This window comes from Oryzibacter oryziterrae (assembly GCF_021864535.1).
Classification (GTDB): Bacteria; Pseudomonadota; Alphaproteobacteria; order Rhizobiales; family Pleomorphomonadaceae; genus Pleomorphomonas; species Pleomorphomonas oryziterrae.
Genome location: NZ_JAKJIC010000010.1, coordinates 118,207 through 141,432, shown reverse-complemented (window position 1 = coordinate 141,432; position 23,226 = coordinate 118,207). Strand labels below are relative to the sequence as shown.

At 61.9% G+C, this 23,226-nt stretch carries 17 protein-coding genes; 5 read left to right on the top strand and 12 right to left on the bottom strand.

The features are described from left to right. Positions 1-10: 10 nt before the first annotated feature. The 6 genes from L2I41_RS12550 to L2I41_RS12525 form a co-directional block, all read right to left on the bottom strand. Positions 11-1,018: an ABC transporter ATP-binding protein gene (locus L2I41_RS12550; RefSeq protein ID WP_237153904.1), complete on the bottom strand. Its 1,008-nt coding sequence runs from the start codon at positions 1,016-1,018 to the stop codon at positions 11-13. Beyond that, positions 1,015-2,016: an ABC transporter ATP-binding protein gene (locus L2I41_RS12545; protein WP_237153903.1), complete on the bottom strand. Its 1,002-nt coding sequence runs from the start codon at positions 2,014-2,016 to the stop codon at positions 1,015-1,017. Before L2I41_RS12545 ends, L2I41_RS12550 begins: the two co-directional genes overlap by 4 nt. Beyond that, complete coding sequence (locus L2I41_RS12540) at positions 2,013-3,188, bottom strand: ABC transporter permease (RefSeq protein WP_237153902.1); 1,176 nt, start codon at positions 3,186-3,188, stop codon at positions 2,013-2,015. The genes L2I41_RS12545 and L2I41_RS12540 overlap by 4 nt, the downstream gene beginning before the upstream one ends. After that, positions 3,185-4,114, bottom strand: coding sequence for an ABC transporter permease (locus tag L2I41_RS12535; protein ID WP_237153901.1), 930 nt, complete (start codon positions 4,112-4,114; stop codon positions 3,185-3,187). The genes L2I41_RS12540 and L2I41_RS12535 overlap by 4 nt, the downstream gene beginning before the upstream one ends. A gap of 508 nt (positions 4,115-4,622) precedes the next feature. Then, positions 4,623-6,386 carry an outer membrane protein assembly factor BamB family protein gene (locus tag L2I41_RS12530; protein ID WP_237153900.1) on the bottom strand — a complete coding sequence of 588 codons (1,764 nt, stop codon included), beginning with the start codon at positions 6,384-6,386 and terminating at the stop codon, positions 4,623-4,625. Between the two features lie 597 nt (positions 6,387-6,983). After that, positions 6,984-8,249 carry a putative bifunctional diguanylate cyclase/phosphodiesterase gene (locus L2I41_RS12525; RefSeq protein ID WP_237153949.1) on the bottom strand — a complete coding sequence of 422 codons (1,266 nt, stop codon included), beginning with the start codon at positions 8,247-8,249 and terminating at the stop codon, positions 6,984-6,986. Between the two features lie 727 nt (positions 8,250-8,976). On the opposite strand from L2I41_RS12525, the gene L2I41_RS12520 reads away from it, so the two are divergent. The 5 genes from L2I41_RS12520 to L2I41_RS12500 all read left to right on the top strand — a co-directional run bounded on the left by L2I41_RS12520 (position 8,977) and on the right by L2I41_RS12500 (position 14,381). Next, on the top strand, positions 8,977-10,431 hold the full coding sequence (locus L2I41_RS12520; RefSeq protein ID WP_237153899.1) for a heterodisulfide reductase-related iron-sulfur binding cluster: 1,455 nt from the start codon (positions 8,977-8,979) through the stop codon (positions 10,429-10,431). Positions 10,432-10,541: 110 nt separating this feature from the next. Further along, positions 10,542-11,795 carry a molybdopterin molybdotransferase MoeA gene (locus tag L2I41_RS12515; protein WP_237153898.1) on the top strand — a complete coding sequence of 418 codons (1,254 nt, stop codon included), beginning with the start codon at positions 10,542-10,544 and terminating at the stop codon, positions 11,793-11,795. A gap of 269 nt (positions 11,796-12,064) precedes the next feature. Next, a complete protein-coding gene (locus L2I41_RS12510) occupies positions 12,065-12,775 on the top strand; it encodes an ABC transporter permease (RefSeq protein ID WP_237153897.1) in 711 nt (236 codons plus the stop codon). Continuing rightward, positions 12,775-13,503, top strand: a complete 729-nt coding sequence (locus L2I41_RS12505; protein WP_237153896.1) for an energy-coupling factor ABC transporter ATP-binding protein — start codon at positions 12,775-12,777, stop codon at positions 13,501-13,503. Before L2I41_RS12510 ends, L2I41_RS12505 begins: the two co-directional genes overlap by 1 nt. Positions 13,504-13,544: 41 nt before the next feature. After that, a complete protein-coding gene (locus tag L2I41_RS12500) occupies positions 13,545-14,381 on the top strand; it encodes an ABC transporter substrate-binding protein (protein ID WP_237153895.1) in 837 nt (278 codons plus the stop codon). A 66-nt stretch (positions 14,382-14,447) separates the two neighbouring features. Here L2I41_RS12500 and L2I41_RS12495 read toward each other — a convergent pair whose 3' ends face one another. The 6 genes from L2I41_RS12495 to L2I41_RS12470 all read right to left on the bottom strand — a co-directional run bounded on the left by L2I41_RS12495 (position 14,448) and on the right by L2I41_RS12470 (position 23,120). Further along, positions 14,448-14,762 carry a ubiquitin family protein gene (locus L2I41_RS12495; protein WP_237153894.1) on the bottom strand — a complete coding sequence of 105 codons (315 nt, stop codon included), beginning with the start codon at positions 14,760-14,762 and terminating at the stop codon, positions 14,448-14,450. Positions 14,763-14,852: 90 nt separating this feature from the next. Beyond that, on the bottom strand, positions 14,853-15,632 hold the full coding sequence (locus L2I41_RS12490) for a HesA/MoeB/ThiF family protein (protein WP_237153893.1): 780 nt from the start codon (positions 15,630-15,632) through the stop codon (positions 14,853-14,855). A 254-nt stretch (positions 15,633-15,886) separates the two neighbouring features. Beyond that, a complete protein-coding gene (locus tag L2I41_RS12485; RefSeq protein WP_237153892.1) occupies positions 15,887-16,111 on the bottom strand; it encodes a MoaD/ThiS family protein in 225 nt (74 codons plus the stop codon). A 12-nt stretch (positions 16,112-16,123) separates the two neighbouring features. Further along, complete coding sequence (locus L2I41_RS12480; RefSeq protein ID WP_237153891.1) at positions 16,124-17,854, bottom strand: aldehyde ferredoxin oxidoreductase family protein; 1,731 nt, start codon at positions 17,852-17,854, stop codon at positions 16,124-16,126. 313 nt (positions 17,855-18,167) lie between these two features. Then, positions 18,168-18,542 (bottom strand): winged helix-turn-helix domain-containing protein, encoded by a 375-nt coding sequence (locus L2I41_RS12475; protein ID WP_237153890.1) that lies wholly within the window; start codon positions 18,540-18,542, stop codon positions 18,168-18,170. 228 nt (positions 18,543-18,770) lie between these two features. Continuing rightward, entirely contained in the window at positions 18,771-23,120 is a 4,350-nt protein-coding gene (locus L2I41_RS12470) for a chemotaxis protein CheB (protein ID WP_237153889.1), read from the bottom strand. Positions 23,121-23,226 lie beyond the last annotated feature (106 nt).

The following is a 23,226-nucleotide window of genomic DNA, read 5'->3' as shown; positions in this document are numbered from 1 at the left end:
ACAAAGTCGTTCAGCGTGCCGCCTCCGGGGACAGCGGGTGGTGGCAGGAGGCCAGATGACCGTCGCCGAGATCTTGAAGTGCGGGTTCGCGTTCCGCGCAGAGGGCGGTTGCACGCGGACAGCGGGTGCGGAAGGCGCAGCCCGATGGAATGTGCAGCGGGCTCGGAATTTCACCTGTGATCGCCGCGTCGGTATGCGCACGGTCTGGGTCGGTGACGGGAATGGAGTCGAGCAGCAGCCGCGTATAAGGATGGGCTGGCGAGCGATAGAGCTTCCGGCTCGGCGCCAGCTCGACGATGCGGCCGAGATACATCACGCCGATGCGGTCGGCGATGTGGCGTACCATCGATAGATCGTGGCTGATGAAGAGATAGGTCAGACCCTGCTCCTGCTGCAGGTCCTCAAGCATGTTGACCACCTGGGCCTGGATCGACACGTCGAGGGCCGAAATGGGCTCGTCGCAGATGATGAGCTCGGGTTCGAGCGCAATCGCACGGGCGATGCCGACGCGCTGGCGCTGGCCGCCAGAGAACTCATGGGGAAAGCGCATGGCATGGTCGCGGCTGAGGCCGACGCGATCGAGTAGCTGCGTGACGCGGGCCTGCCGGGTGGTGCTGTCACCCCAGGCGGCGATTTCCAGCGGCTCGGCAATGATGTCGCCGACGCTCATGCGTGGGTTCAGCGAGGCATAAGGATCCTGAAAGATCATCTGCATACGCCGGCGATAGGGCGCGAGCTGGCGCTCGCCGAGATCCGCGATATCGTTGCCGTCGAACAGGATCTGGCCGGAACTCGGACGCAGAAGCCGGATCACCATGCGCGCCAGCGTGGACTTGCCGCAGCCGCTTTCGCCAACAAGTCCGACGGTTTCGCCGCGATGAATGTCGAGATCGACACCATCGACGGCCCTTAGTTCACGCGTGTTGCGTGCGAAGAGACCGCCGCGCAGGGAAAATCGCTTGGAGAGGCCACGCAGCGCGACAAGCGGGGCGCTGGTTGGGGGCGTCGTCGATGTCATGGGCGCCCGTCCTGTTCTACCGGTCGCGGTGCGTCGGGATGCAGGCGCCAGCAGCGCGACGATTGGCCGATCGCCGCCTGAATCATCGGCGCCGGCACGCGGCACTGCAGCATGGCCTCTGGACAACGGGGAGCGAAGGGGCAGCCGGGCGGCGGATCGTGCATGTCGGGCGGCGAGCCGGGAATGGGCCGGAGCCGCTGGCCGTTGTCGTCGGCAATGTTGGGAATGGCGGCGATCAGGCCACGCGTATAGGGATGGGCCGGCTGGCGGAAGACGGCCGTTACCAGGCCTTCCTCCATCACCTGGCCACCATACATCACCAGCATGCGATCGGTGAACTCGACGATGATGCCCAGGTCGTGGGTGATCAGGATGATTGCCATGCCGAGTTTGGCTTGCAACTCCTTGAGCAGCACAAGGATCTGGCGCTGGATGGTGACATCGAGCGCGGTCGTCGGTTCGTCGGCAATCAGCAGCTTGGGCTCACAGGCAAGTGCGATGGCGATCATCACCCTCTGACGCATGCCACCGGAAAATTCATGCGGGTAGGCGCGAAGTCGCGCTTCTGGCGAGGGGATGCGCACCATGTCGAAGAGTTCAATCGCCCGCTGGCGCGCCGCCGCCCTCGATACAGGACGATGGCGGATGATGGTCTCGATCACCTGCTCGCCGACGGTCAACGTGGGATTGAGCGAGGTCATGGGATCCTGAAAGATCATGCCGATGGCATTTCCGCGCAGGTCGGACATCTCGTCTTCGTCGAGAGCGAGAAGGTCGCGTCCTTCAAAAAGCGCGCGTCCGGACACCACCTTGCCGCCAGTCTTCAGCAACCGCAGGATCGACATGCAGGTCACAGATTTGCCCGACCCGCTTTCGCCGACGATGCCCAGCGTTTCGCCCGCTGCGACCCGGAACGAGACACCGCGGACGCTCTTCACTTCACCGCGCCGGGTGAAGAAGCTCGTGGTCAGGCCGTCGACGTCAAGAAGGGCGGTCATGAACGGAGCCTCGGGTCGAGCGCGTCCCTGAGGCCGTCACCCAGGAAGTTGAACGCGAACATGGTCAGGCTGATGGCGCCGGCCGGCAGCGCCAACTGGTAGGGATGTGTTCGCAGCGTCTCGACAGCAGCGGACGTCAGCGTACCCCAGCTTGCCTCAGGTGGCGACACGCCGAGGCCGATGAAGCTCATGAAGCTTTCGATGAAGATCGCGCTCGGGATCAGCATGGTCAGCGTCACAAGGATCGGGCCGACGGTGTTTTGCAGCAGATGCCGGGTGAGAATGCGCCAAGTGCTCGCGCCCATGCTGCGCGCCGCCGCCACATAGTCCTGCTCCTTGAGCACGAGCATCTGTCCGCGCACGATGCGCGCCATGTCGACCCAATAGACCGTACCGATGGCCAGTATGACCGCCGAGAAACCCGAGGCAAGCGTCACCATGATCAGGATGACGTAGAGCGTCAGTGGAATGGTGGAGACGATCTCGATGAGGCGCATCATCACCATGTCGACTCGACCGCCGAGATAGCCGGAAATGCCGCCGTAAAGGACACCGATGGTGAAGTTGACGAGCGTTGCCACCAGCGCCACTGCAAGCGAGATGCGGGCACCGTAGAGCTGGCGCGCGAGCTCGTCGCGACCGAGCTGGTCGGTGCCGAGCGGATAGAGCGAGTTCCATCGCCAGCCCGCAGGCTCGAGCGGCTTGCCGTCGCTGAGACCCAATGTGCTCTTCGCGGTATCGACGGCCACCTGCTGGTCCCCGACCGTATAGAGCTGTGTTTTGCGCATGAGATCCTTGCGGCTGGAGCGGACAAGGTCGCCGAGCGCACCATCGGCCCCGATCAGATAGAGCTTCTGGCTGCCGAAATTGAAATAGATTTCCTGGCTGGAGCCATCGCCCTGCGGCACCGCGTAGGTCGGGAAGGCCGGCGGCACGTTGGCATATTGAAGGTTCTGTTCGTAATAATTGTGCGAGTAGACGCTGGGACCGAAAACGGCGGCGAGACAGAGCAGTATCAGGAAACCGAAGGCCGCCATGGCCGGGCGGTTGCGCCACAGACGAGCGCGCGCGTCTTGCCAGTAGGTCAGGTTTGGCCGGGCGATCCGGTCGAGGGAAGCGGGGTCACGCGGGGCAGGCGCCCACATTGCCGGATCGACGGGCATGTCGGTCATGGGTGCCGGGCTCCGAACTTGATGCGGGGATCGAGTGCGAGATAGGCCAGATCTACCAGAAGGATCATGACCATGAGCACCACGGCGTAGAAGATGGTGATGCCCATGATGGCCGTATAATCGCGGTTGGTGATCGCCAGAACGAAATGCCGGCCAATGCCAGGCAAGGCGAAGATCTGCTCGATGACAAACGAGCCGGTGAGCAGATTGGCCGCCACGGGGCCAATCACGGTGACGAGCGGGATCAGCGAGTTGCGCAGGCCGTGCTTGAACAGGATCTGCCCTGGCCTCAGACCCTTGGCCCTCGCTGTCGTCATGTAGTCCGTCAGCATGGTTTCGATGAGGCTCGATCGCGTCAGCCGCGCCACATAGGACAGCCAGAAGCCGCTCAGGGCGAAAACAGGCAGAAAGTAGCCGCGCCAGTCGTCTATGCCGAAGGTCGGCACCAGCTTGAGACGCATGGCGAAGACATAGAGCGCCAGCGTGGCGATCACATAGGAGGGAATGGCGACGCCAATGGTGGCGATGGCCATCACCGCCGTATCCGGCCAGCGGTTGCGATTGAGCGCCGCCACGACGCCGAGCGGCACGCCGAGGGCGATCACCGACAGGAGTGCCAGCAGCCCCACCTTGGCCGTGGTCGGCAGGCCGGAGGCTATCATCTGGTTGACGCTCATGCCTGGATATTTGAAGGACGGACCGAGATCGAAAGTGAAGACGCCGCCAAGATAGGCGAGATACTGCTGCCACAACGGCTCATCGAGGTGAAATTTGGCGTTGATGGCCGCGGCGATTTCCGGCGCCATCATCTTGTCCGACACGAAGGGACCGCCGGGCACCGCGTGCATCAGGAAAAAGGTCAGGGTGATAATGGCAAAAAGGGTCGCCAGCATGAGGGCCAGACGTTGCGCCAGATAAGCAATCACAACGGCATCCTCCCCGCAGGCAGGCAAACTTACAGCCGATTTCGCCATCGCTTCCGCAGCCTGCGAGATCGGCCAATTTTTCTGGGTTTTGATCTAAACTAAAGTTTTTTTACTTGAGCAAAAAAACTTTACCGCTTCAAGCTTAATTTTTAAGCGATATGTGGCGTTCATTTGATCGCCGAAAAGCGAGGTTTGACAAAGGCCTCGACACGAGGCGAAGTCCCCGGCAGGACCATTTTCGGTAGCCCGTCGAGGTTTCGGTGTTTCTTGCGCTTGGGATGGGACTGCCGGTACAACATGGCGCCGAAGATGGAAAAGCCCTGTCCCGGCAGGGACACTTCTGGAAGCGGAGAACAGGGCGCTGAAGCGGGCAGGGGGCTCCCGGGTTGTCCAGCCATGGTCAGCCTAAAATCGGAGGCGTCTCACCAAGGCGCAAACGAGCGCTGGACTGGACAATCCTGGGAGCGACGTCAGGTGCATCAGGCAAATGCAGCCGGGTGTAGGGTCTTCACTCCACCTGCGCCACAGCTGCCGCTATGTCGGCAGGCCTGACGACCTGACGGGACAGGGAATGGTTCGGTTTCAGCGTCTTCGGATCGGGGGCGTCCACTGCCTTCTTCTGGTTTGCACCGTTGAGCATGCTTGGCAAGCCGTAGACGATCAAGCTGTCGACCGAAGAGGCCACCATGCCATTGGCAACGATCGGCGCGCCCGCGCATGAGCCGCCAGACCACAGCAAGTTGCCGGAACTCGCGGCATAGGCTTTGAGCGCTCCGACAAATCCGCCGGACTTATAGGTGCAACTGAACACAATGCCATTGGCGACGGCAAACCCCGCCGTATAGTTGGCGCTGACGCTCCAGCGCAAGGTGCCGTCGGACGCCGAATAGGCCGCCAAGGTTGTGCAGCCGCCGGCAAAGACCAATCCCTGGGAGACGACCGGGGTTTGCTGGCAATTGGTCCCCGATGTCGGACTGCTCCAGGTCCTTCCCGACCAGGACTGGATCGTCCCGGCGCTTGTGGTAACGTAGATCGAATTATCTACCATGACCGGATCGGAAATATTGCCGGGGAGTGAATAGGACCCACTCGAGTTGTTAGACGCTCGGTGAAAGTGAATATACTGGGCTGTTGCGTAAGCCGAATTTCCAGCCTGGTCGAACGATATCGGCGAGTTGATCTGACCTTGGGCATTGCTGTCGTAGGTAACGGCCGCGCCAACCGTATGCGTCGTTGCATCGACGGGATAGAAGTTGCCATCGGCAGCCGGCACATAGACGGTTGCGCCCCGAACTCTGGGCGCACTGGTGATGCTGTTCGCCACTTTTTGGGACCAACTGGGGCTGCAAACTCCGCCGTCAGTCCGACATTTGACGGAATAGACACGGAGAACACCATCATTGCCGCCATAATAGACCATGCCGCCATAGATCAGCAGTCTGTTGGCAGGAATGGAGCCGGCCCCAGGCGAGGCGGACCACAGAAGCGCGCCACTGCTGGAAAAGGCATTGATGCCGCCGGTGACGTCAACGACATAATAGTTGCCCGCATACTCGGAGACGGGGGCGTCGTTGGAGAAGTCGTCGATATGCGCCGACCACAGCGGCACCAAGTCCGAGACATTGTCGACGGTGAGCGTTCTTTCATACGGATTGAAGGAGTTCCCCTGAACGGAGAAACCTTCCATCGTCCAGTTGGTGTAGACGGAAAACGACTTCTGCGCTGCCCGGAAGGTGCCCCGTTCCTGCAGCGTTACCCAATGCGAACCGAAAGCGGCTGAGGCCGGTACGCTGAACTGCGCCGTGACCACGCCTTTGGCATCGCTTGTGGCGAGCGCCTGGTCGGCCGTATCGAAATAGAGATCGAGCGAGGTGTAGGCGTGGAAGCCGGCACCGTTGACGGTCACCTTCTGATAGGGATGACCGCTCGACACGGACAGTACCACGCCCGGTGCCATGGTGAACGTGGCCGAGGACGTGCTGGTGCCGCCCGAGGTCTTGACCGAGATCTTGCCCGTGGAACCGGTCGTCGGCACGACAGCCTTGATCGAAGTTGCCGACTGCACCGAGAACGAACTGGCGGCTACGCCATTGAACTTGACTGACGTTGCGCCGGTAAAGCCGCTTCCCTTGATGATTATCATATTGCCGATCGTGGCGGTCGCCGGCGAGAAGCTCGTAATTTTAGGGGCTGCTGCGAAGGCGGAATATGAAAAAAGATGTGCAAATACAGCAAACATAGCCAATATTTGTAATATTCTGGATACAGACATATTGATACCTCAAAAAAGAGAACGTAATTTTCGCACCGTAACAAGAATTGTATTAGCACGTATTCGTTCATTGAGGGCACTTAATGTATCGTTTCGTCCTCTGACTTTTCTTTTTCGATCGCATCCCAGACACCAAGAGAGAGAACGACCAGCAGGCGTGTGATGGCCAAGGACGTGCCACAAGGCCGATCGCGATATCCCCATGCACATTGGCACAACACTTCAATGCATTGTTGAAGATGGCGCAGGCCAGAGAACCTGTGTGATTTGCCATCGTGCCCTGGGAGTTTCGGTGGGGGGACTGGTCCCTTGGATGCAGGCTTGTGCCACCTTGAGCCGGGCCTTGGAGATAGCGCCGCTCAGCGCGTACCCGTATAGCGATCGTTTCTGCTGGACACGACAAGGTGCACTCAGAGTCGCTCGGCTGCCTCAGCCACAACAAACGGCAAAAGCCGTCCCAGTTCGAGCGTCCAACCCAGACAATCGTTCTGACCCGCCTGCGCTTGGCAACATTGCGAGCAGTCAGTCACGGCGCCGTCCGTCTTCCAGTTACCGCCATTGCTGCGTTCAGGTGCATCGGGTGACACACCGGCCGCCTCAAGAAAGCGACGGGCATATCATCGCGGCGGGGGCGAGATCCGGGGCAAATGGTTCCGGCTGGTGGCGGGTGAGAGGCTCGGCGCTGGAAGGCTCTGGCGACAGGAGCTTGCTGAAGGCGTCGATGCCGAGCGGAGGGCTGAAGAGATAGCCCTGATAGCTCATGCAGCCGGCTTCGCGCAGGCGATTGAGTTGTTCGACTGTTTCAACGCCCTCGGCGATCACCTGCAGGTTCAGCTTGCTGGCAAGTTCGATGATGGCTTCGGTGACGACCATGTTCGATGGGTTGGTGAGCATGTCGCGGACGAAGGACTTGTCGATCTTGATCTGGCCGAGCGGAAAGCTGTTGAGAACGCTCAAGGACGAATAGCCGGTGCCGAAATCGTCGAGCGACCAGACAATGCCGATCGCTTTCAGTGCGTTCATCTTGGCAACCGTTGCGTCGACATTGTCGACGAACATGCTCTCGGTCAGTTCCAGTTTCAGCTTCGAAGGTGTGACGCCGCTGAGGCGGACGATTTCGGAGACACTCTGGACGAAATCGGGCTGGCGGAACTGCGAGGCGCTGACATTGACCGCCATGGTGAGATGCCGTGTTTCCGGCCTGGTCTCCCACTGCGCAAGCTGGGCGCAGGCAGCCCGCAGAACCCAGTTGCCGATCGGGACGATGAGACCCGTTTCCTCGGCAAGCGGGATGAACTTGACGGGAGGAACATTGCCCATCTTGGCGTGCTGCCAGCGGATCAGAGCTTCGACACCGGTGATCTTTCCGGCCTCGTTGATCTGAGGCTGGTAGTGAAGCTGGAAATCGCCATGGGCAATGGCCTTGCGCATTTCGATGTCCATCATGCGGCGCACCGAAAGGTCGGCATTCATGATGACAACGATGAAGATCAGTTCGGCCATCGCGGTCAGCGTATTGGTCCAGACGCCGATTTCCGCGGCGCTCTCCGGAATGACCAAGGCCGGGTCGTGAAAGCCGATCGAGGTGTTGGAGAAGACGATGAAGCCGGTCAGGCAAAGGGCCGGCAAGACATATTTCATGTAGATGCCGCCGCGCCGGAACACGAAATAGCCGCCGAGCGCAACGGAGAGAAAATGCATCTGCGTGGCGCGGTGCACGCCCTCGGGCACGTTGTCGAAGAGACAGGAGACGGCGATGAAGGCGGGAAACACATGCCCGGCAAGCAAGGCCGCCGCCGTCAATCGCCCCTGATAGGCCAGCCAGACCAAGGCAATGCCGAAAACGACCAGACCACCATGCATTCCCGCCAAGAATGGCCGCTGGAAGTGAACGAAGGCCGTGCCCCAGCCAAGGCCAATCAAGATGGTAATTATGCCCGAGCCCAGTAAATTGGCCTGCACCCGGCGTCTTTGACCATCATCTCGCATGAAACACTACACGTTGGATCCGAAAATGCCCGCCCGCAAAACATGTTATGCCTTGAGATATAAAATTACCCTAAAACAATCGGTGGTATTTTAGATTCTTGGGTCGCGCGCCCTGCTACTCCCTTGTCTGCCCAAATTGTCGGAAGTTACGCCACGGCGGCTTCAAGTCGTCTGAGCGGCCAAGCCCTGACCTCAAGACGGGATCGCAGCCTTTTCAACAGCTTGAGCTTTGTGGGGCAGACACGAGACTTCAGCTGGCCATCGCGACCGGCACGGCAGATCTCGAAGAGATAGCCCGTGTCGGCCGATGGAGCCTCAAGTTCCTTGCATAATGTTATGTTTCTGCCGGCGCATCTCGAAGCGTTCCGCAGCGCGTGACAGATCGCAAGACTGGCCAGATGCGTTGTTGGGCATGAAGCCGTCTCAAGCATAGTCCGGGAGTGGTTCCATCCCCACGAGCCATAGCGGAACTCCTGCGCAAACTGTGCGCTCGGTCAAAGAACAGCACTGCACAATATGCAAGGATGCCCCCTGATGCCGTTCACGCGCAGGCTTGGCGCGCCAGTGCAGCCCGTTCGTTCGTGAACCTCGGAGATATCAAATGGTGCCCAGCAGTCCGGAACGTCTTGGTCGGTCGGTGATGGCCACTTGCATCAACTGCGATCAGTGCCGCGAGTTGATGGAGGAGGCGCCATGCCAGTATTTCCCGCGCCTCTATGTGCTGGCCGATCGGGCAGCGTCGGGTGGGGAGCCGATCTCGGACCTCGATGTCAAGGAGCTGATGGACTATTGCAATGCCTGTGGCCAGTGTCCCTGCCGGGCGATCCAGACGGACATTCGCAAGGCCAAGGACGCCTTCGTCGCACGTGACGGCCTGCCGGTGACGGTGCGTCTGATCGAGGACGTGCAACTGGTGGGGCGCCTCTGCGGCACCTTTCCAGCGCTCACCAACATGGTGCTCGATGCTCCGGTCATCGGCAGATTGGCCAAGCGCGTGCTCGGCGTGCACCCGGATCGCAAGACGCCGAAGTTCCCGAAGGATCGTCTCGCCAGCTATGTGACCAAGCGGGGGCTCGATCGCCGCCCCGAAGGGGAGGGGCGGAAGGTCGCCTATTTCGTCGGATGTACGGCCCGCTACATGTTCCCGTCGGTTGCCAAAGCCACCGTCGAGGTGCTGGAGGCCAATGGCATCAAGGTCTTCGTGCCAGAGCAGAAGTGCTGCGGCATGCCGCCCTATCTCGAAGGCGATCGTCCGAAGGCGCTGAAGCTGGCCGAGGGCAATCTGCCGAACCTCGAAAACTGCATCGAGGAAGGCTTCGATATCGTCACTGCCTGTCCCACCTGCAGCTTCATGTTCAAGTCGGTCCTGGCGCGCAGCGCGCAGTTTGCCCCTGGGTATCGCGATCGCGTCCGTGCTCTGGCAGTTGCCGGCGATGGCGCGACGGAAGCGATCAGCGCCAGGCTGAAAGAAGAGATTGCCGCTCCGACCGGTCACACCAACCATACGGCGGCGGAGTTCAGCAAGCCCTGGGTGGTCAATCACAATCTCGGCCTGCACGCCGATCACGACACCACGGACATCGGCTATTTCGCCCATCTCGACGCCAACCAGCGGATCAAGGTGGCGAGCCATGTGTTCGAGCTCGGCGAGTATCTGAGAGACCTTGCGGACGACGGACAGTTGCGGTTGCCTCGGGGCTTTACCGGGGAAGATCTGGCCTATTTCGCACCCTGCCACCTGCGCGAACAGGAGATGGGGCGCCCCTGGCTCGAGCTGATGGGCACCATGCCGGGCGCACATGTCGCGCCCGTCGGCCATTCCATGGATTGCTGCGGCCTTGGCGGTATCCAGGGATTCAAGCAGGGCTATCATGATACGTCGATTGCCATGGGGCAGGGGATCGTGCGCCGTATCGAGGACGCCAACCCCGAGCGGGTGACCACGGAATGCCTGGGCTGCCGTCTGCAGTTCATGCAGATGCAGGACCGGCCGGTCAGCCATCCGGTCGAACTCCTGGCCGAGGCTTACCGGAAAGAGGCGGATGCGACTTCGTGACTCTCAGGACAAATGCATACTTGCGCCGGCGGTTCGAGTTTGTGATGCCTTGATCGACGAGGGGGCTGTTGGCCGCCCCGACGCAGCTTGCGGAAATTGAGGGGATAGACATGGTTCAGCTCACCTCGGACGCCTTTGCCTTCGGCGGCGATCTGATGCCCGTGGATGAGGCGCTGGCCATTGTGGCGGCCAATATTCCGCCCGTTGCCGAGATCGAGATGGTGTCGCTTGTTGATGCCGACGGTCGTGTGCTGGCAACGGATGTGTTTGCTCCGGTCAACCTCCCGGTTTTCGACAATTCGGCCGTTGACGGCTACGCGGTCGCCCATGCCGATCTTTCGCGCGACGGTGCCACGGTGATGGCCGTGAGCGCGCGGGTGCCGGCCGGTCAGGCGGCTGCGCGGTCGGTGCAGAGCGGGACTGCGGTGCGGATCTTCACCGGAGCTCCCATGCCGGCGGGCACCGACACGGTGTTCATGCAGGAGGATGTGACGGTCAACGCGGATGGAACCGTCACGCTGCCGCCTGGCCTCAAGCCCGGCGCCAACAGCCGTCCCAAGGGTGAGGACATCGCGCAGGGCAGTCTGGCCGTTGCCGCCGGGCGCCGACTTGAACCGCGCGACATAGCGCTTCTGGCGGCGCTGGGCGTGACCTCCGTCGCCGTGCGCCGGCGCCCCAAGGTGGCGGTGTTCTCGACCGGCGACGAGTTGCGCAATCCAGGCGACGCCCTTGGCGAAGCGGCCATCTTCGACTCCAACCGCTTCTCGTTGATGGCCATGTTGAAGCGGGCCGGCTGCGAGGTGACCGACCTTGGCATCCTCAAGGACGAGCGTTCGCACACGGCTGCCCAACTCGACGCCGCGACCACAGGCCATGATCTTGTGGTGACCTCGGGTGGTGTCTCCACCGGCGAGGAAGATCACGTGCGCGCAGCCATCGGTGAACGCGGCTCGATGGTGTTCTGGCGGCTCGGCATCAAGCCCGGCCGTCCCGTGGCCATGGGCATCATGAACGGCACGCCGCTGGTGGGCTTGCCGGGCAATCCCGTTGCCGTCTTCGTCACCTTCGCCCATGTGCTTAGGCCGCTGGTCATGGCGCTGGCGGGCGGCAAGCCCAGTCCGCTGCCGCCGATGATCGTGACCTCCGGCTTCAGCTATTCCAAGAAGGCCGGGCGGCGCGAGTATGTTCGCGTGTCGCTGGAGCAGCGCGACGGCGCCACCATTGCGCTCAAGTATCCCGTCGACGGCGCCGGTGTATTGACGTCGCTGACGCGGACCGACGGGCTGGCGGAACTCCCCGAGAGCTGCACCGCTGTCAGAGAGGGCGAGTTGATTGCCTTCCACCCCTATTCTCAGCTGATTTGATCGGGTGCCAGTCAAGCGACGAGATAACGAACTGACACTGGCTGTTTGAACCTAAAGTCATTCCATCAGCAATAAAGATGGCTTCTTTTGCCGTTTCCAATTATGCTTTGAAAAGCATAATTTGTCTTTGCGCTTTTTGTGCTTTTGAGGACGCAATTTGACAAACCTCAAGTCAAGTGCGCCTGTCTCATGTTCTAATCCTGCAAAATTCGGGGATGCGATACATTTCAAACGCTTGAAGTGTCGTATTTTGCGACAAACGGTGAGACATGCTGCAGGATGTGTCGATCATTTCGGCTCTGTGGAAAATCATCTCCGGTGGAGATGGTGATTTCTACAGCATAATACTTTTGTCGCTCGAGGTTACGCTTACCGCGGTGACGCTGGCTGGTTGTGTGGGCCTGCCGCTGGGCGCAATGTTGGCGCTGACACGGTTTCGCGGGCGGCTGCCGATCATCGTCGTCATCAACACGCTGATGGGCTTTCCGCCCGTGGTGGCCGGCCTCGTGGTGTTTCTGCTGCTATCGCGTTCCGGCCCGCTCGGCGGTCTCGGCCTGCTGTTCACGCCGCAGGCGATGATGACCGCCCAGTTCATCCTGGTGCTGCCTATCATCGTCGCGCTGACGCGCCAGACGGTCGAGGATCTCTGGAGCGAATATGCCGACCACATGACCTCGCTCGGGGTCGGTCGTATCGGCTCCATTCCGACGCTGCTTTGGGACGCCCGCTTCTCGCTGGTGACCACCATGCTGGCGGGGCTGGGGCGGGCGAGCGCCGAGGTGGGCGCCATCCTGATCGTCGGCGGCAACATCGCCGGCTATACCCGGACCATGACCACGTCCATTGCGCTGGAAACATCGAAAGGTGACCTGCCTTTGGCCATGGCGCTGGGTGTCGTTCTGATCACCATAACCCTTTGCATCAACGGCTTGGCCTATGGCGTGTCCCGCATAGGTGCCAAGCTTGCAGGAGGCCGCTGATGCGAGACGTGACATCGATGCTGCCGCTCAAGCTCCAGGACATTGCCCTTGAAGTGGACGGTCGCCGCCTGCTTGAGGTGACGGCCACTTCGATCCGCAACAAGCGCCGGACCGTCGTGCTCGGTCCGAATGGGGCCGGCAAGACGCTGTTCCTGAAAGTCTGCCACGGGCTGCTGAAACCCAGCTCCGGGCGGCTGGACTTTGTCGCCGGCAAGTCGGATGCCGAGGTTCGTCGCCGGCAGGCGATGGTGTTCCAGAAACCGGTGATGCTGCGCCGGTCGGTGCGCGGCAACTTCACCCATGCACTGGCCATGGCCGGCTTCGGCTGGCGCGAAAGGCGGCGCCTCGCCGATGAGACCATGGCGCATTTCGGTCTCTCGGCGCTGGCCGATCGTCCGGCTCGGGTGCTTTCCGGGGGCGAGCAGCAGCGGCTGGCCATCGCCAGGGCGGCCAGCCTCAATCCCGAGCTTCTGTTCCTCGACGAGCCCACGTCCGCGCTCGATCCGACTGCGGCGCGGCAGGTCGAGGAAATGCTCGAACTCCTGCGCGCCCACGGCATGACGCTGGTGATGACAACCCACGACCTCGGCCTGGCCCGCCGCTTTGCCGATGACATCCTCTTCTTCCACAACGGTCGCCTGCTGGAGCAGGGACCGGCGGACACTTTCTTCACCCGACCGCAGACGGCCGAGGCGCAGGCGTTTTTGGAAAACCGCCTCGTCTGGTGATGTCCTTCAACAACCCAACAAACTGAAATGGGAGTGAAATCATGCTTCGCAGAACTTTCCTGACGGCTTTGGCCGCAACGACCATCGCCTTCACGGCTTTTGGCCCGGCCTCGGCCGAAGACCGTTTCATCACCGTCGCCTCCACCACGTCGACCCAGGACTCCGGTCTGTTCAACGTGTTGCTGCCCGCCTTCACCGCCAAGACCGGCATCACCGTCAAGGTCGTCGCCCAGGGCACCGGTCAGGCGCTCGACACGGCCCGCCGCGGTGACGCGGACGTGGTGTTCGTGCATGCCAAGGCGCAGGAAGAGAAGTTCCTCGCCGAAGGCTTCGGCGTGAAGCGCTATCCGGTGATGTACAACGACTTCATCGTCGTCGGCCCCAAGGCCGATCCGGCCGGCATCGCCGGCGGCAAGGATGTGGCTACCGCCTTCAAGACCATGGCCGACAAGAAGGTTCCTTTCGTCTCGCGCGGCGACAAGTCCGGCACCAACACCGCCGAACTCAAGCTGTGGCAGGTGGCCGGCGTTGACCTCGCCGCCGTGCGCGGCGATTGGTATCGCGAGATCGGTCAGGGCATGGGCGCGACGCTGAACACGGCCGGTGCCATGGGGGCCTATACGCTGTCCGATCGCGCCACCTGGCTCGCCTTTGCCAACAAGGGCGATCTCGTGGTCGTCGTCGAGGGCGACAAGAAGCTGTTCAACCAATATGGCGCGATGCTGGTGAACCCGGAGAAGTTCCCGACTGTCAAGGCCAAGGACGGCCAGGCCTTCATCGACTGGCTGGTGTCGCCCGAAGGGCAGGCTGTGATCGCCAGCTACAAGATCAACGGCACGCAGCTGTTCTTCCCGAACGCCACCGACCCCAAGGCGTGATCTCGGCACTAGAGGTTCAATCAGGGAGCCCGGCCAAGTGCCGGGCTCTTCCGCTTGCGGCCTGTATCAGTGCGACAGGCCGAACAGCTCGCGCGACTTGGCCTTGTTGTGAATGCCGAGGAGAAGGCGGTGCGGCCCCGGAACACCCGGCGGCACCAGCGCCACCCGATCGCCGGGGCGGATGACCGAGCCTTCGATGGCGATGGCCAGCCTGTTGATGAAGAAGGACTCCACCTTGTCGCGCGGGATGTCGAGGCGGACGAGCAGGTCTTCGCCGGTCATCTCGCCCTCGATTTCGAAGGTGTGCGGGATGGACCAGCCGCGCTCACGAAACAGCATTTGCAGTCCCATGAAGGCCCTGAGTTCGATGGTGCCGCCCATGTCGGCCTCCTCCTTAAGGTCTCGCGGAAGCTCGCGATATCGCGATCACGTGGCCGCCGCCCTCAGGCGCTGCGCATCTGACGCCCGGTGTCACGTCAGCTTGGGAGCCACCGTTGCCGGATTGCGCTCGTAGTCTACCACGTCGAAGCCCATGTCGCGGATATCGACCATCAGCAGGCGGCCGATCAGCGGTTCGCCGACGCCGGTGATGAGCTTCAGCACTTCGCAGGCGGCGAGCGTGCCGAGCACGCCGACCACCGCGCCGAGAATGCCAACCTGCGCGCAAGTCAGTGCGGTTCCCTCCGGCTCCCTCGGCATCAGGCAGCGCCAGCTTGGCAGGAAGGCGCCATCGGCGCCACGTCTGAAGGGCACGAGCGTGGTCAGTGAACCGTAGAACTCGAGAACGCCAGCGGTCACCAGCGGCTTTTCGAGCGCATAGGCTGTGTCGGCGATCAGGAAGCGGGTCGGGAAGTTGTCGGTGCCATCCACGACGATGTCGTAGTTGCCGACGATGTCGGCCACGTTGCCGGCATCGAGCCGCAATGCGTGGCGCTCGACCACCACATGCGGATTGATGGCGGCAACCCGCTCGGCGGCGCTGTCGACCTTGAGGCGGCCGATGTTGGCGCTCGTATGCACCACCTGTCTTTGCAGGTTGGACAGGGACACCACGTCGTCATCGACGAGGCCGAGCGTGCCGATGCCGGCTGCGGCCAGATATTCGATGATGGGCGAACCGAGACCGCCGGCGCCGACGCAGAGCACCCGCGCGGCCTTCAGCTTCTGCTGACCGGGGCCGCCGACGTCACGCAGCAGGATGTGACGCGAGTAGCGGGAAAGCTCTTCCGGGCTCAAGCTGGTGTCGGCCATGGGTTCTCTTCCCGAAAATGATGAGGGAGCCCCTCCGTATGAGGCTCCCTCGACGACAGGCTAAACTTGTTTCGCTTGGGAGACGAACCGATGATCTGCCTGAACTCGGTTCGTCCTGCCGAAGCGGAGAGGCTGGAAACATCCCCAGAGCACCCGCCGATCAGATTGGAACAATCTGATCGAAAGGCGGCTGCTCTCACCCTAGCCGACCAAATCATGCAACTTGGCCGGCGAAGGCTCTGGAGGAGACAGGATTAGCCACCCCCAAGCAGTGGAAACAAGGCCAGCGCGTCGTTTTCCTTGAGGACGTAGTCCATTTCGGCCGCACGTCCCTTCACGAAGATCATGCCGATCTCGGACGGCACGATGGCGAGGTCATCGACCACATTCGCCACCGTGGTGCCGATCGGGTAGTCCCGATCGGCTTGCTTGAAGCGCCCTTCCCGGAAGGTCGCGAACAGCTTGACCGTGATCTGCATGCGCACTCCGGATCAGAAGTTCCAGAAGGACTCGAGTTCCTTCTGATCCATGTCCCACTTCACATTGTGCGGGGCGATCGACTCGAGTTCGAAGAACTCGGGCAGGCGATCCTGTTCGGGACCGATGCCGGCCTTGAGGTTGAACTCGTGCTCGATCTTCAGCACCGTCTTGCCGAGGCCGATCACGTCGTCCATCGTCAGCTTGATGCCGTAGCGGGCGTTGATCATGTCCACTGCCGATCCGAGACATTCGGGAATGTCGAGGGCCGGGAAGGCGATGAACAGGCACAGGCCCGTCGAGTCGATGGCCGCCGTGGCGATCTGCAGGTTGCGCGACAGTTCCACCTGTCCCACGTTGGTGAGCGGATCGACCTTGCCACCGACGTTCAGGATGTTGGTGGCTATCGAGTAACCGGCGGTGTGGTCGGCGCCCATGGTGGTGGTGGCATAGGTGACGCCGATGCCCTTGACGGCGCGCGGGTCATAGGCGGGGATCGCCTGGCCCTTGACGACGGGGATGCGGGTCAGGCCATAGGCCTTGCCGACCGCCAGCGTGCCGCCGCCAAGGACGCGACCGAGCGGGGTCGCCTTCTGGACTTCTTCGCGCAGCAGGCGGATGATTTCCTTGCCGTCGCCCCAGGGCAGGATGCCCGCTTCCATGGCCACGGCGAACATCACGCCGGTCTCGATGCTGTCGACACCGAGGTCGTCCATCACATTGTCGATCTCGGCGATGATGTCGAGGTCGTCGATGCAGCAGTCGGCACCCAGCGCCCAGATGGTTTCATACTCGAAGCCGGAGGTGACATAGTTGCCGGCGGTGTCCTTGTAGACCTGCGAGCACTGGATCACGCAGCCGTTGGAGCAGCCATGGCTCGGCTCGCCGCCACGGGCGGTGATGTTCTCATACATCTTCTCGCCCGAGATCTTCTCGTGGTGTTCGTACTGGCCGGACGTGAAGTTCTTGGTCGGCAGGCCACCGGCTTCGTGCAGGATGTTGACCAGAACGGCAGTGCCGTAGGTGTAGAGGCCCTGACCGGAGACCGGGTGGTCCTTCAGCGTCTTGGTGAAGACCATGGACGCGGCCTTGAAGGCATTGGGATCGGCGAGCTTGATCGGGGAAGAACCGTCGCCATCGATGGTGATGAACTTGATCTTCTTGGAGCCCATGACGGCGCCGAGACCGCCGCGGCCGAAGCTGCGCAGCTTGCCTTCGGTGTCGCGCACGGAGATGTTGGCGATGCCCATCATCTGTTCGCCGGCCGGGCCGATGGTCAGCACGCCGAAGTCTTCGCTGAAGCGGGACGCCACGCTTTCAAGAACGGCAAAGTTGGTCTTGCCGAGCGTCTCGGTTTCCTGCTCGATGGTCACGCCATCCTTGTTCACATGCACCCGATACCAGGCGTCGCCGACCGGCTGGCCTTCGAAGATCAACGCCTTGATGTCGAGGCGGGACAGCAGGCGGGCCGAGGTGCCGCCGGAGTTGCTTTCCTTGATGGTGCCGGTCAGCGGGCTCTTTGCGCCAGCCGAGAAGCGGCCGGAGTTGGCGGCCGCCGTGCCGGACAGCAGGCCGGGCGCGAACACCAGCTTGTTGTTGGGGCCGAGCGGGTGGCAGGTGGGGGGAACTTCCTCGGCCACGATGGTGGAGGTGAGGGCGCGACCGCCGAGACCTGCCCAGGCTGCCGGAGCCTCTTCCGTACGAACCGTGAGGTCCGTCATGTTAACGCGGATGACTTTTGCCATTTCCTGTTTCCTCCGAGCGCCACCGGGCCACCTAAGTTTGCCCAAGATTTCTATCAGCAGATCCAAAACTGGATTTCTGTTCTGAGAAATATTGTCTTCTATTGCCGGAGCTTCCGCAAATAGGGGAAGTACTCATGAGTTTATATTGTGATTTCAAAGACATAATTGTCTTCTTGATCGCCAATCCGAAGGGAAAAATGGCGCAACGCAATGATATAAATGGATGAAACGACTAGAATGTAAAAAGCATGTAATTATGATCTGAATGCCATAAAAGCATGCGAAATACGAAGGTCAAAAGTATCTGAAAAGCTCAATCGTCGTCCTCTGTCGCGCTTTGCGACAGATCGACGGAAACAGTCGGCACGATGGCGCCCAGCGACTCAAGATGCGGCGCGGCGACGGCCTTGGCGTCGAGCTCGATCCGACGATAGGTCTCGATCACCTTCAGCCCGAACTCGGTGAGCGAGGCGCCACCAGCCTTGCCAGTCTGTCCATGGATCAGCGGCTGACCGAAGGCCTTGTTCATGTGGTCGATCAACTCCCAGGCCCGGCGATAGGTCATTTCCATCTCGCGCGCCGCGGCCGAGATCGACCCGGTCCTGGCGACAGTCTCGAGCAGAATGATCTTTCCCGGTCCGATCCGCGTGTCGGTGCCGATCCGTAACTGCAATCGCAGGCCAATCATGTTGTGTCGTCCCATCCATCCGCAAGCGCAGGAGAGCTATCGTATTTCATGGGCTGAAGGCTTCAACAAGGCTGTTCTGTGGGGAGCGTTTTTCCCACAGGCAGGGTCGGAAAGTCGAACCGTCGGTTCTGGCCTGACTTGGGAGGCTGGCAACCAAACCGAGGGGCGTGGCCGCAGCGGGATGGTCGCTTTTCAAGAGCAGAAGCGGCAACGCCGCCGATGCCGTCTCTAGCCGGCCGATGTCAGCACCAGTCGGGCCAGTTCGGGGAGCGATTTCGTTCCCGTCCGCTTCATGATCGAGGCGCGGTGGTTCTCCACCGTGCGCTGGCTGATGCCGAGGTCGGCGGCGATGATCTTGCTCGGTTGACCGGCGAGGACAAGATCCATGATCTGATGCTGGCGCGGGGTCAGGCCTGCGAGGCGCCTTGCGGAGCTGTCGCGCCAGTCGGTGCGCTTGGCCTGGTCGGACGCCTGTTCGATCGCCCGATCGATCACCGCCAGCAACTCCGCCGAACCGATGGGCTTATCGATGAAATCGAGCGCTCCAGCCTTCATTGCCTGCACGGCCATGCCGACGTCGCTGTTGCCGGTGATCATGATCGCGGGTGGATGGTCGACGTCCTTGCTGAGACGGGCGAGAAGCTCAAGGCCGCTCATGCCTGGCAGGTACGCGTCCACCAGCAGGCAGCCTTGCCGATGCGGGACATAGGTTGCGAGGAAGGCTTCTGCGCTGGCAAAGGTTTCCACCGCCCGCCCATCGGCCTCAAGCACCAGCCGCAACGTGTCGAGGATGGCGTCGTCGTCATCGACGATCTGGACCAGCGACGCCGGCGCAACGGCTGCTGGCGCCTCCTGTGCCGCGCCCTTGCGCAGCAAGGTGTCGATCAGTCGGTAGAGATCGGGCAATCCTATCGGCTTGGTGAGATGGACGCAGTTCTGGCCGGCGATGTCGTGGAGTGTCGCCGTGGCGATGTCGCCACTCAGAATGACGACCGGAACGCTCCGGTTGAGGAGGTGTCGGATCTCCGCGGCAATCTTGAGGCCGTCACGCCCACCGGGCAGGTTGAAGTCGGCCAGGACGAGGTCCGGGTGGAAGGAGCGGCGGGCCACCGCCTCGATCGCAACATTGCCGTCGGCTGCGACGGCCACGCGGTGGCCTTCGCCTCGCAGCGAAGCCTCCAGAAGGTCGCGGACGGCGGGGTCGTCCTCGATCACCAGGATGTTGCCGGTGACCGACGAAGCAGGACCAGCACCGCCACCAGTTCGTGCGGTCGCGAGCGGACCCGGCGTGGTCTCCAGATCGATGGTCGGGATACCCAGGGTGAAGACCGAGCCCTTGCCGAGCGTGGAGCCGACGTCCACCGTCGCGTTCAGAAGTGTCCCGAGCCGCCTGACGATGGCAAGACCAAGACCGAGACCGCGGTCTCTCTGTCGGGCCACATTGTCGACCTGATGATACTCCTCGAAGATGGCTTGCTGCTGGTCGGCGGGGATGCCGAGGCCGGTGTCCCAGACCTCGATGTCGACGCGGTCGGACCGGTGCCGGCAACCCACCAGGACCCGGCCCTTGGCGGTGTATTTCACGGCATTGGCGACGAGATTCCGCAGCATCTGACCCAGCAGGTCCGGATCGCTGTGGACGACGAGACTGCTCGGAATGACGCGCAGATCGAGGCCCTTGGCTTCCGCCAGAAAGGAGAACTCGTCGGAGATGCGCTGGAGCAGGATGGACACGGCAAACGGCCTGATGTCGGCCTGAATGGTTCCCGCTTCGATCTGGTTGATGTCGAGCAGGGTGTTCAGCATGCCGCCCATGACACCCAGAGTGTCTTCGAAGCGCCGCATCAAGTCCTGGCCCTTGTCCCCTTCGACCCGCTTGGCGAGGAGGCCATGCAGCAGGCTCAGGGTTTGGAGCGGCTGGCGCAGGTCGTGGCTGGCGGCGGCGAGGAACCGGGATTTGGCCAGATTGGCCCTTTGCGCCCGGTGCTCGGCCAAGGTCAGTGCCTCGGAGATGCGGCGGCGTTCGGTGATGTCCGTGAAGGTGATGACGACGCCCTCGACGCCGTCGGACTGGGTTCGGTAGGGAAGGATGCGGCGCACGTACCAGGCGGGACCTTCCGCGCTGATCTCGCGTTCCCGCGGCACCTGACTTTTGAGCACGGCCTGCGCATCGGCCAGCAGACCGTCGTCGATCACCATGGATCGCAGGTTGGCCAGCGGGCGGCCGATGTCTCCGGGCAAGATCGTGAAGACGGATGTGGCGGCCGGTGTGAAGAAGCGAATGCGAAAGTCCTGATCGAGGAAAATCGTGGCGATGTCCGTGCTGAACAGCACATTCCGCAAGTCGTTGGCCGTCGTGCGCTGCCTGTCGAGCGTTTCCTGCAGCTCTGTGTTGAGTACGGTCAGTTCTTCGTTGAGCGACTGCAACTCCTCCTTGGAGGCCAGCAGTTCCTCGTTGGTAGACTGGTACTCCTCGTTGACCGACAGCGCCTCTTCGTAGATCGCTTTCTGTTCTGTCGCGGAAACCTCAAGGTCGCGGACGGCGTGCTGGAGCTCGGCGCGGGTTGCCGCCAGTTCCTGAGACAGTTGCTCGACCCGTGCGTCTTCGGCGCCATTCACTCTCAGGGATGAGGGCTCGGCGGTTCGTGGCTTTTCCTCAAAGCTGACCAGGAAGAAGGTTTCGCCCTCGCTTTGCACCGGATCGATGGAGATCGACAGCCTGTGCGCACTCAAGCTCGCCGAAGGCGCGGCAGGTACGACAACGTGCCGCCTTTCCGTCTCGGCTTGCCGCAACGCGGACCGCAGCGCGGTGTGTATCAACGCCGGGACCATGGCGAACAAGTCGTAGCTGGGCGTTCCCTTGGGCAGCGACAGGAATCTTTCGGTCGGGCCCAGGAAGAACATGCATTCGTGCCGGCGGTTGACGAGAACCGTGGCCGGTGCATAGGCCTCCAGCACCTTCCGTCGACAGAGGTCGGCAAGATCGTTTTGCCGCACACTGCCGAGGTCAGCGCCAGCGCGCGCGGGCGGGCGCAGACCTGTGCTGGCGCTGGCGCCAAAGTTTCTCCCCCTTACGTGGGGGCGCTCGGTGCGTCGATAGACCCGATCTGTCTTCGATACCAACTCGAAGCGGTCGTCATCTGCCTTGATCGTCTCGGCGCTGCCCAGCAGGAGGGTGCCGTTTGTGTTGAGCGCAAAATGGAAGAGATCGATGACCTTGGCCTGCGCCGCGAGCCCAAGGTAGATCAGCACGTTGCGGCAGGAAATCAGATCGAGATGGGAAAAGGGCGGATCGGTCAGCAGGTCCTGGACAGTGAAGACGATCGAAGCGCGCAAACCGGGAGCAATCCGGTATCTCTGTTCTTCCTTCAGGAAGAACTTGGCCAGGCGCTCGGGCGACACATCGGCTTCGATGCTTGCTGGATAGAGACCGGCGCGGGCCGTCGCGATCGCTTCGGGGTCGACGTCAGAGGCAAAGACCTGAAGCTTGAGATCCAGTCGTTCGGCTTCAACGCATTCCAGCAACAGGATGGCGAGCGAATAGGCCTCTTCCCCTGAGCTGCAGCCGGCGATCCAGACACGAAAGGGGCGCCCCTTGGGGTGCTTGCGGATCAACTCGGGCAACAGGCCGGCGACCATGCGGTCGAGGATTTGCGGGTCGCGAAAGAACTGCGTGACGTTGATCAGGAGATCTTGCACCAGTTGATCAAGTTCCTGCCGGCTTTGTCCCAGCAAGTTGAGATACTGGGTTGCGGTCAGCGGGCCGTTGGACGCCGTCTCCATGCGCCGCTCGATCCTGCGCTGAAGCGTCCCTCGCTTGTATGGCGTGAAATCATGGACGGTTCTCGTGCGGACGAGATCGAGGATGGCTTCAAGGTCGCTCGGGCCGATCGTCCCGGCCCGACTGGTCGACGCTTGCGAGGACTCGATGGTCTGTTGATGCGCCGCCAGGGCGCGCGGCATTTGTGCGACAGGGAGCACGCTGTCCACAAGGCCTGTCGCGATGGCGCTTTTCGGCATGCCGTCATAGGTCGCGTCGAGCGGATCCTGTGCGAGGACAAGCCCCTTCGCCGCCTTGACCGATTGCAGCCCCAGACTGCCGTCGGCACCATTGCCGGACAGGACGACGCAGATGACGCGGGAGCCGAAGTTTTCCGCCAGCGAGTTGAGGAGAAAATCGAAGGGCAGGCGCGCACCATGCGGAGCGCTGGGCTCGCTGAGGGCGAGAACGCCGTTCAAGACGGACAGATAGGTGCCCGGCGGCATCACATAGAGGTGGTCCGGCTCGATGGCCTGGCCATCGCGCGCCTGCTGCACCTGCATTGACGTGTAGCCGGCCAGCAGATCGACCAGAAGGCTCTCATGGGAGGGATCGAGATGCTGGACCAGCAGGAAGGCCATGCCGGTGTTGGGGGGCAGGGCAGCAATCAGCTTGCGGCAGGCATCAAGGCCGCCGGCCGAGGCGCCGATGGCAACCACGGGGAAGGATACCGCAGATCCGGGCGGCGCCCCGGATTGCAGCACTGGATGGCGCAGCGGCGATGGAGCCCCTGTCTCAGGACGGATGCTCTCGGTCATTTCGCTCGATTTCTGCCTTGTCTCGGATTGGACGAGACTTGTGCATTCTAGCACATCGGGAGACAGGACGGGGTGGAATCGACCGTTGGCAGCATGCCCGGGCTGG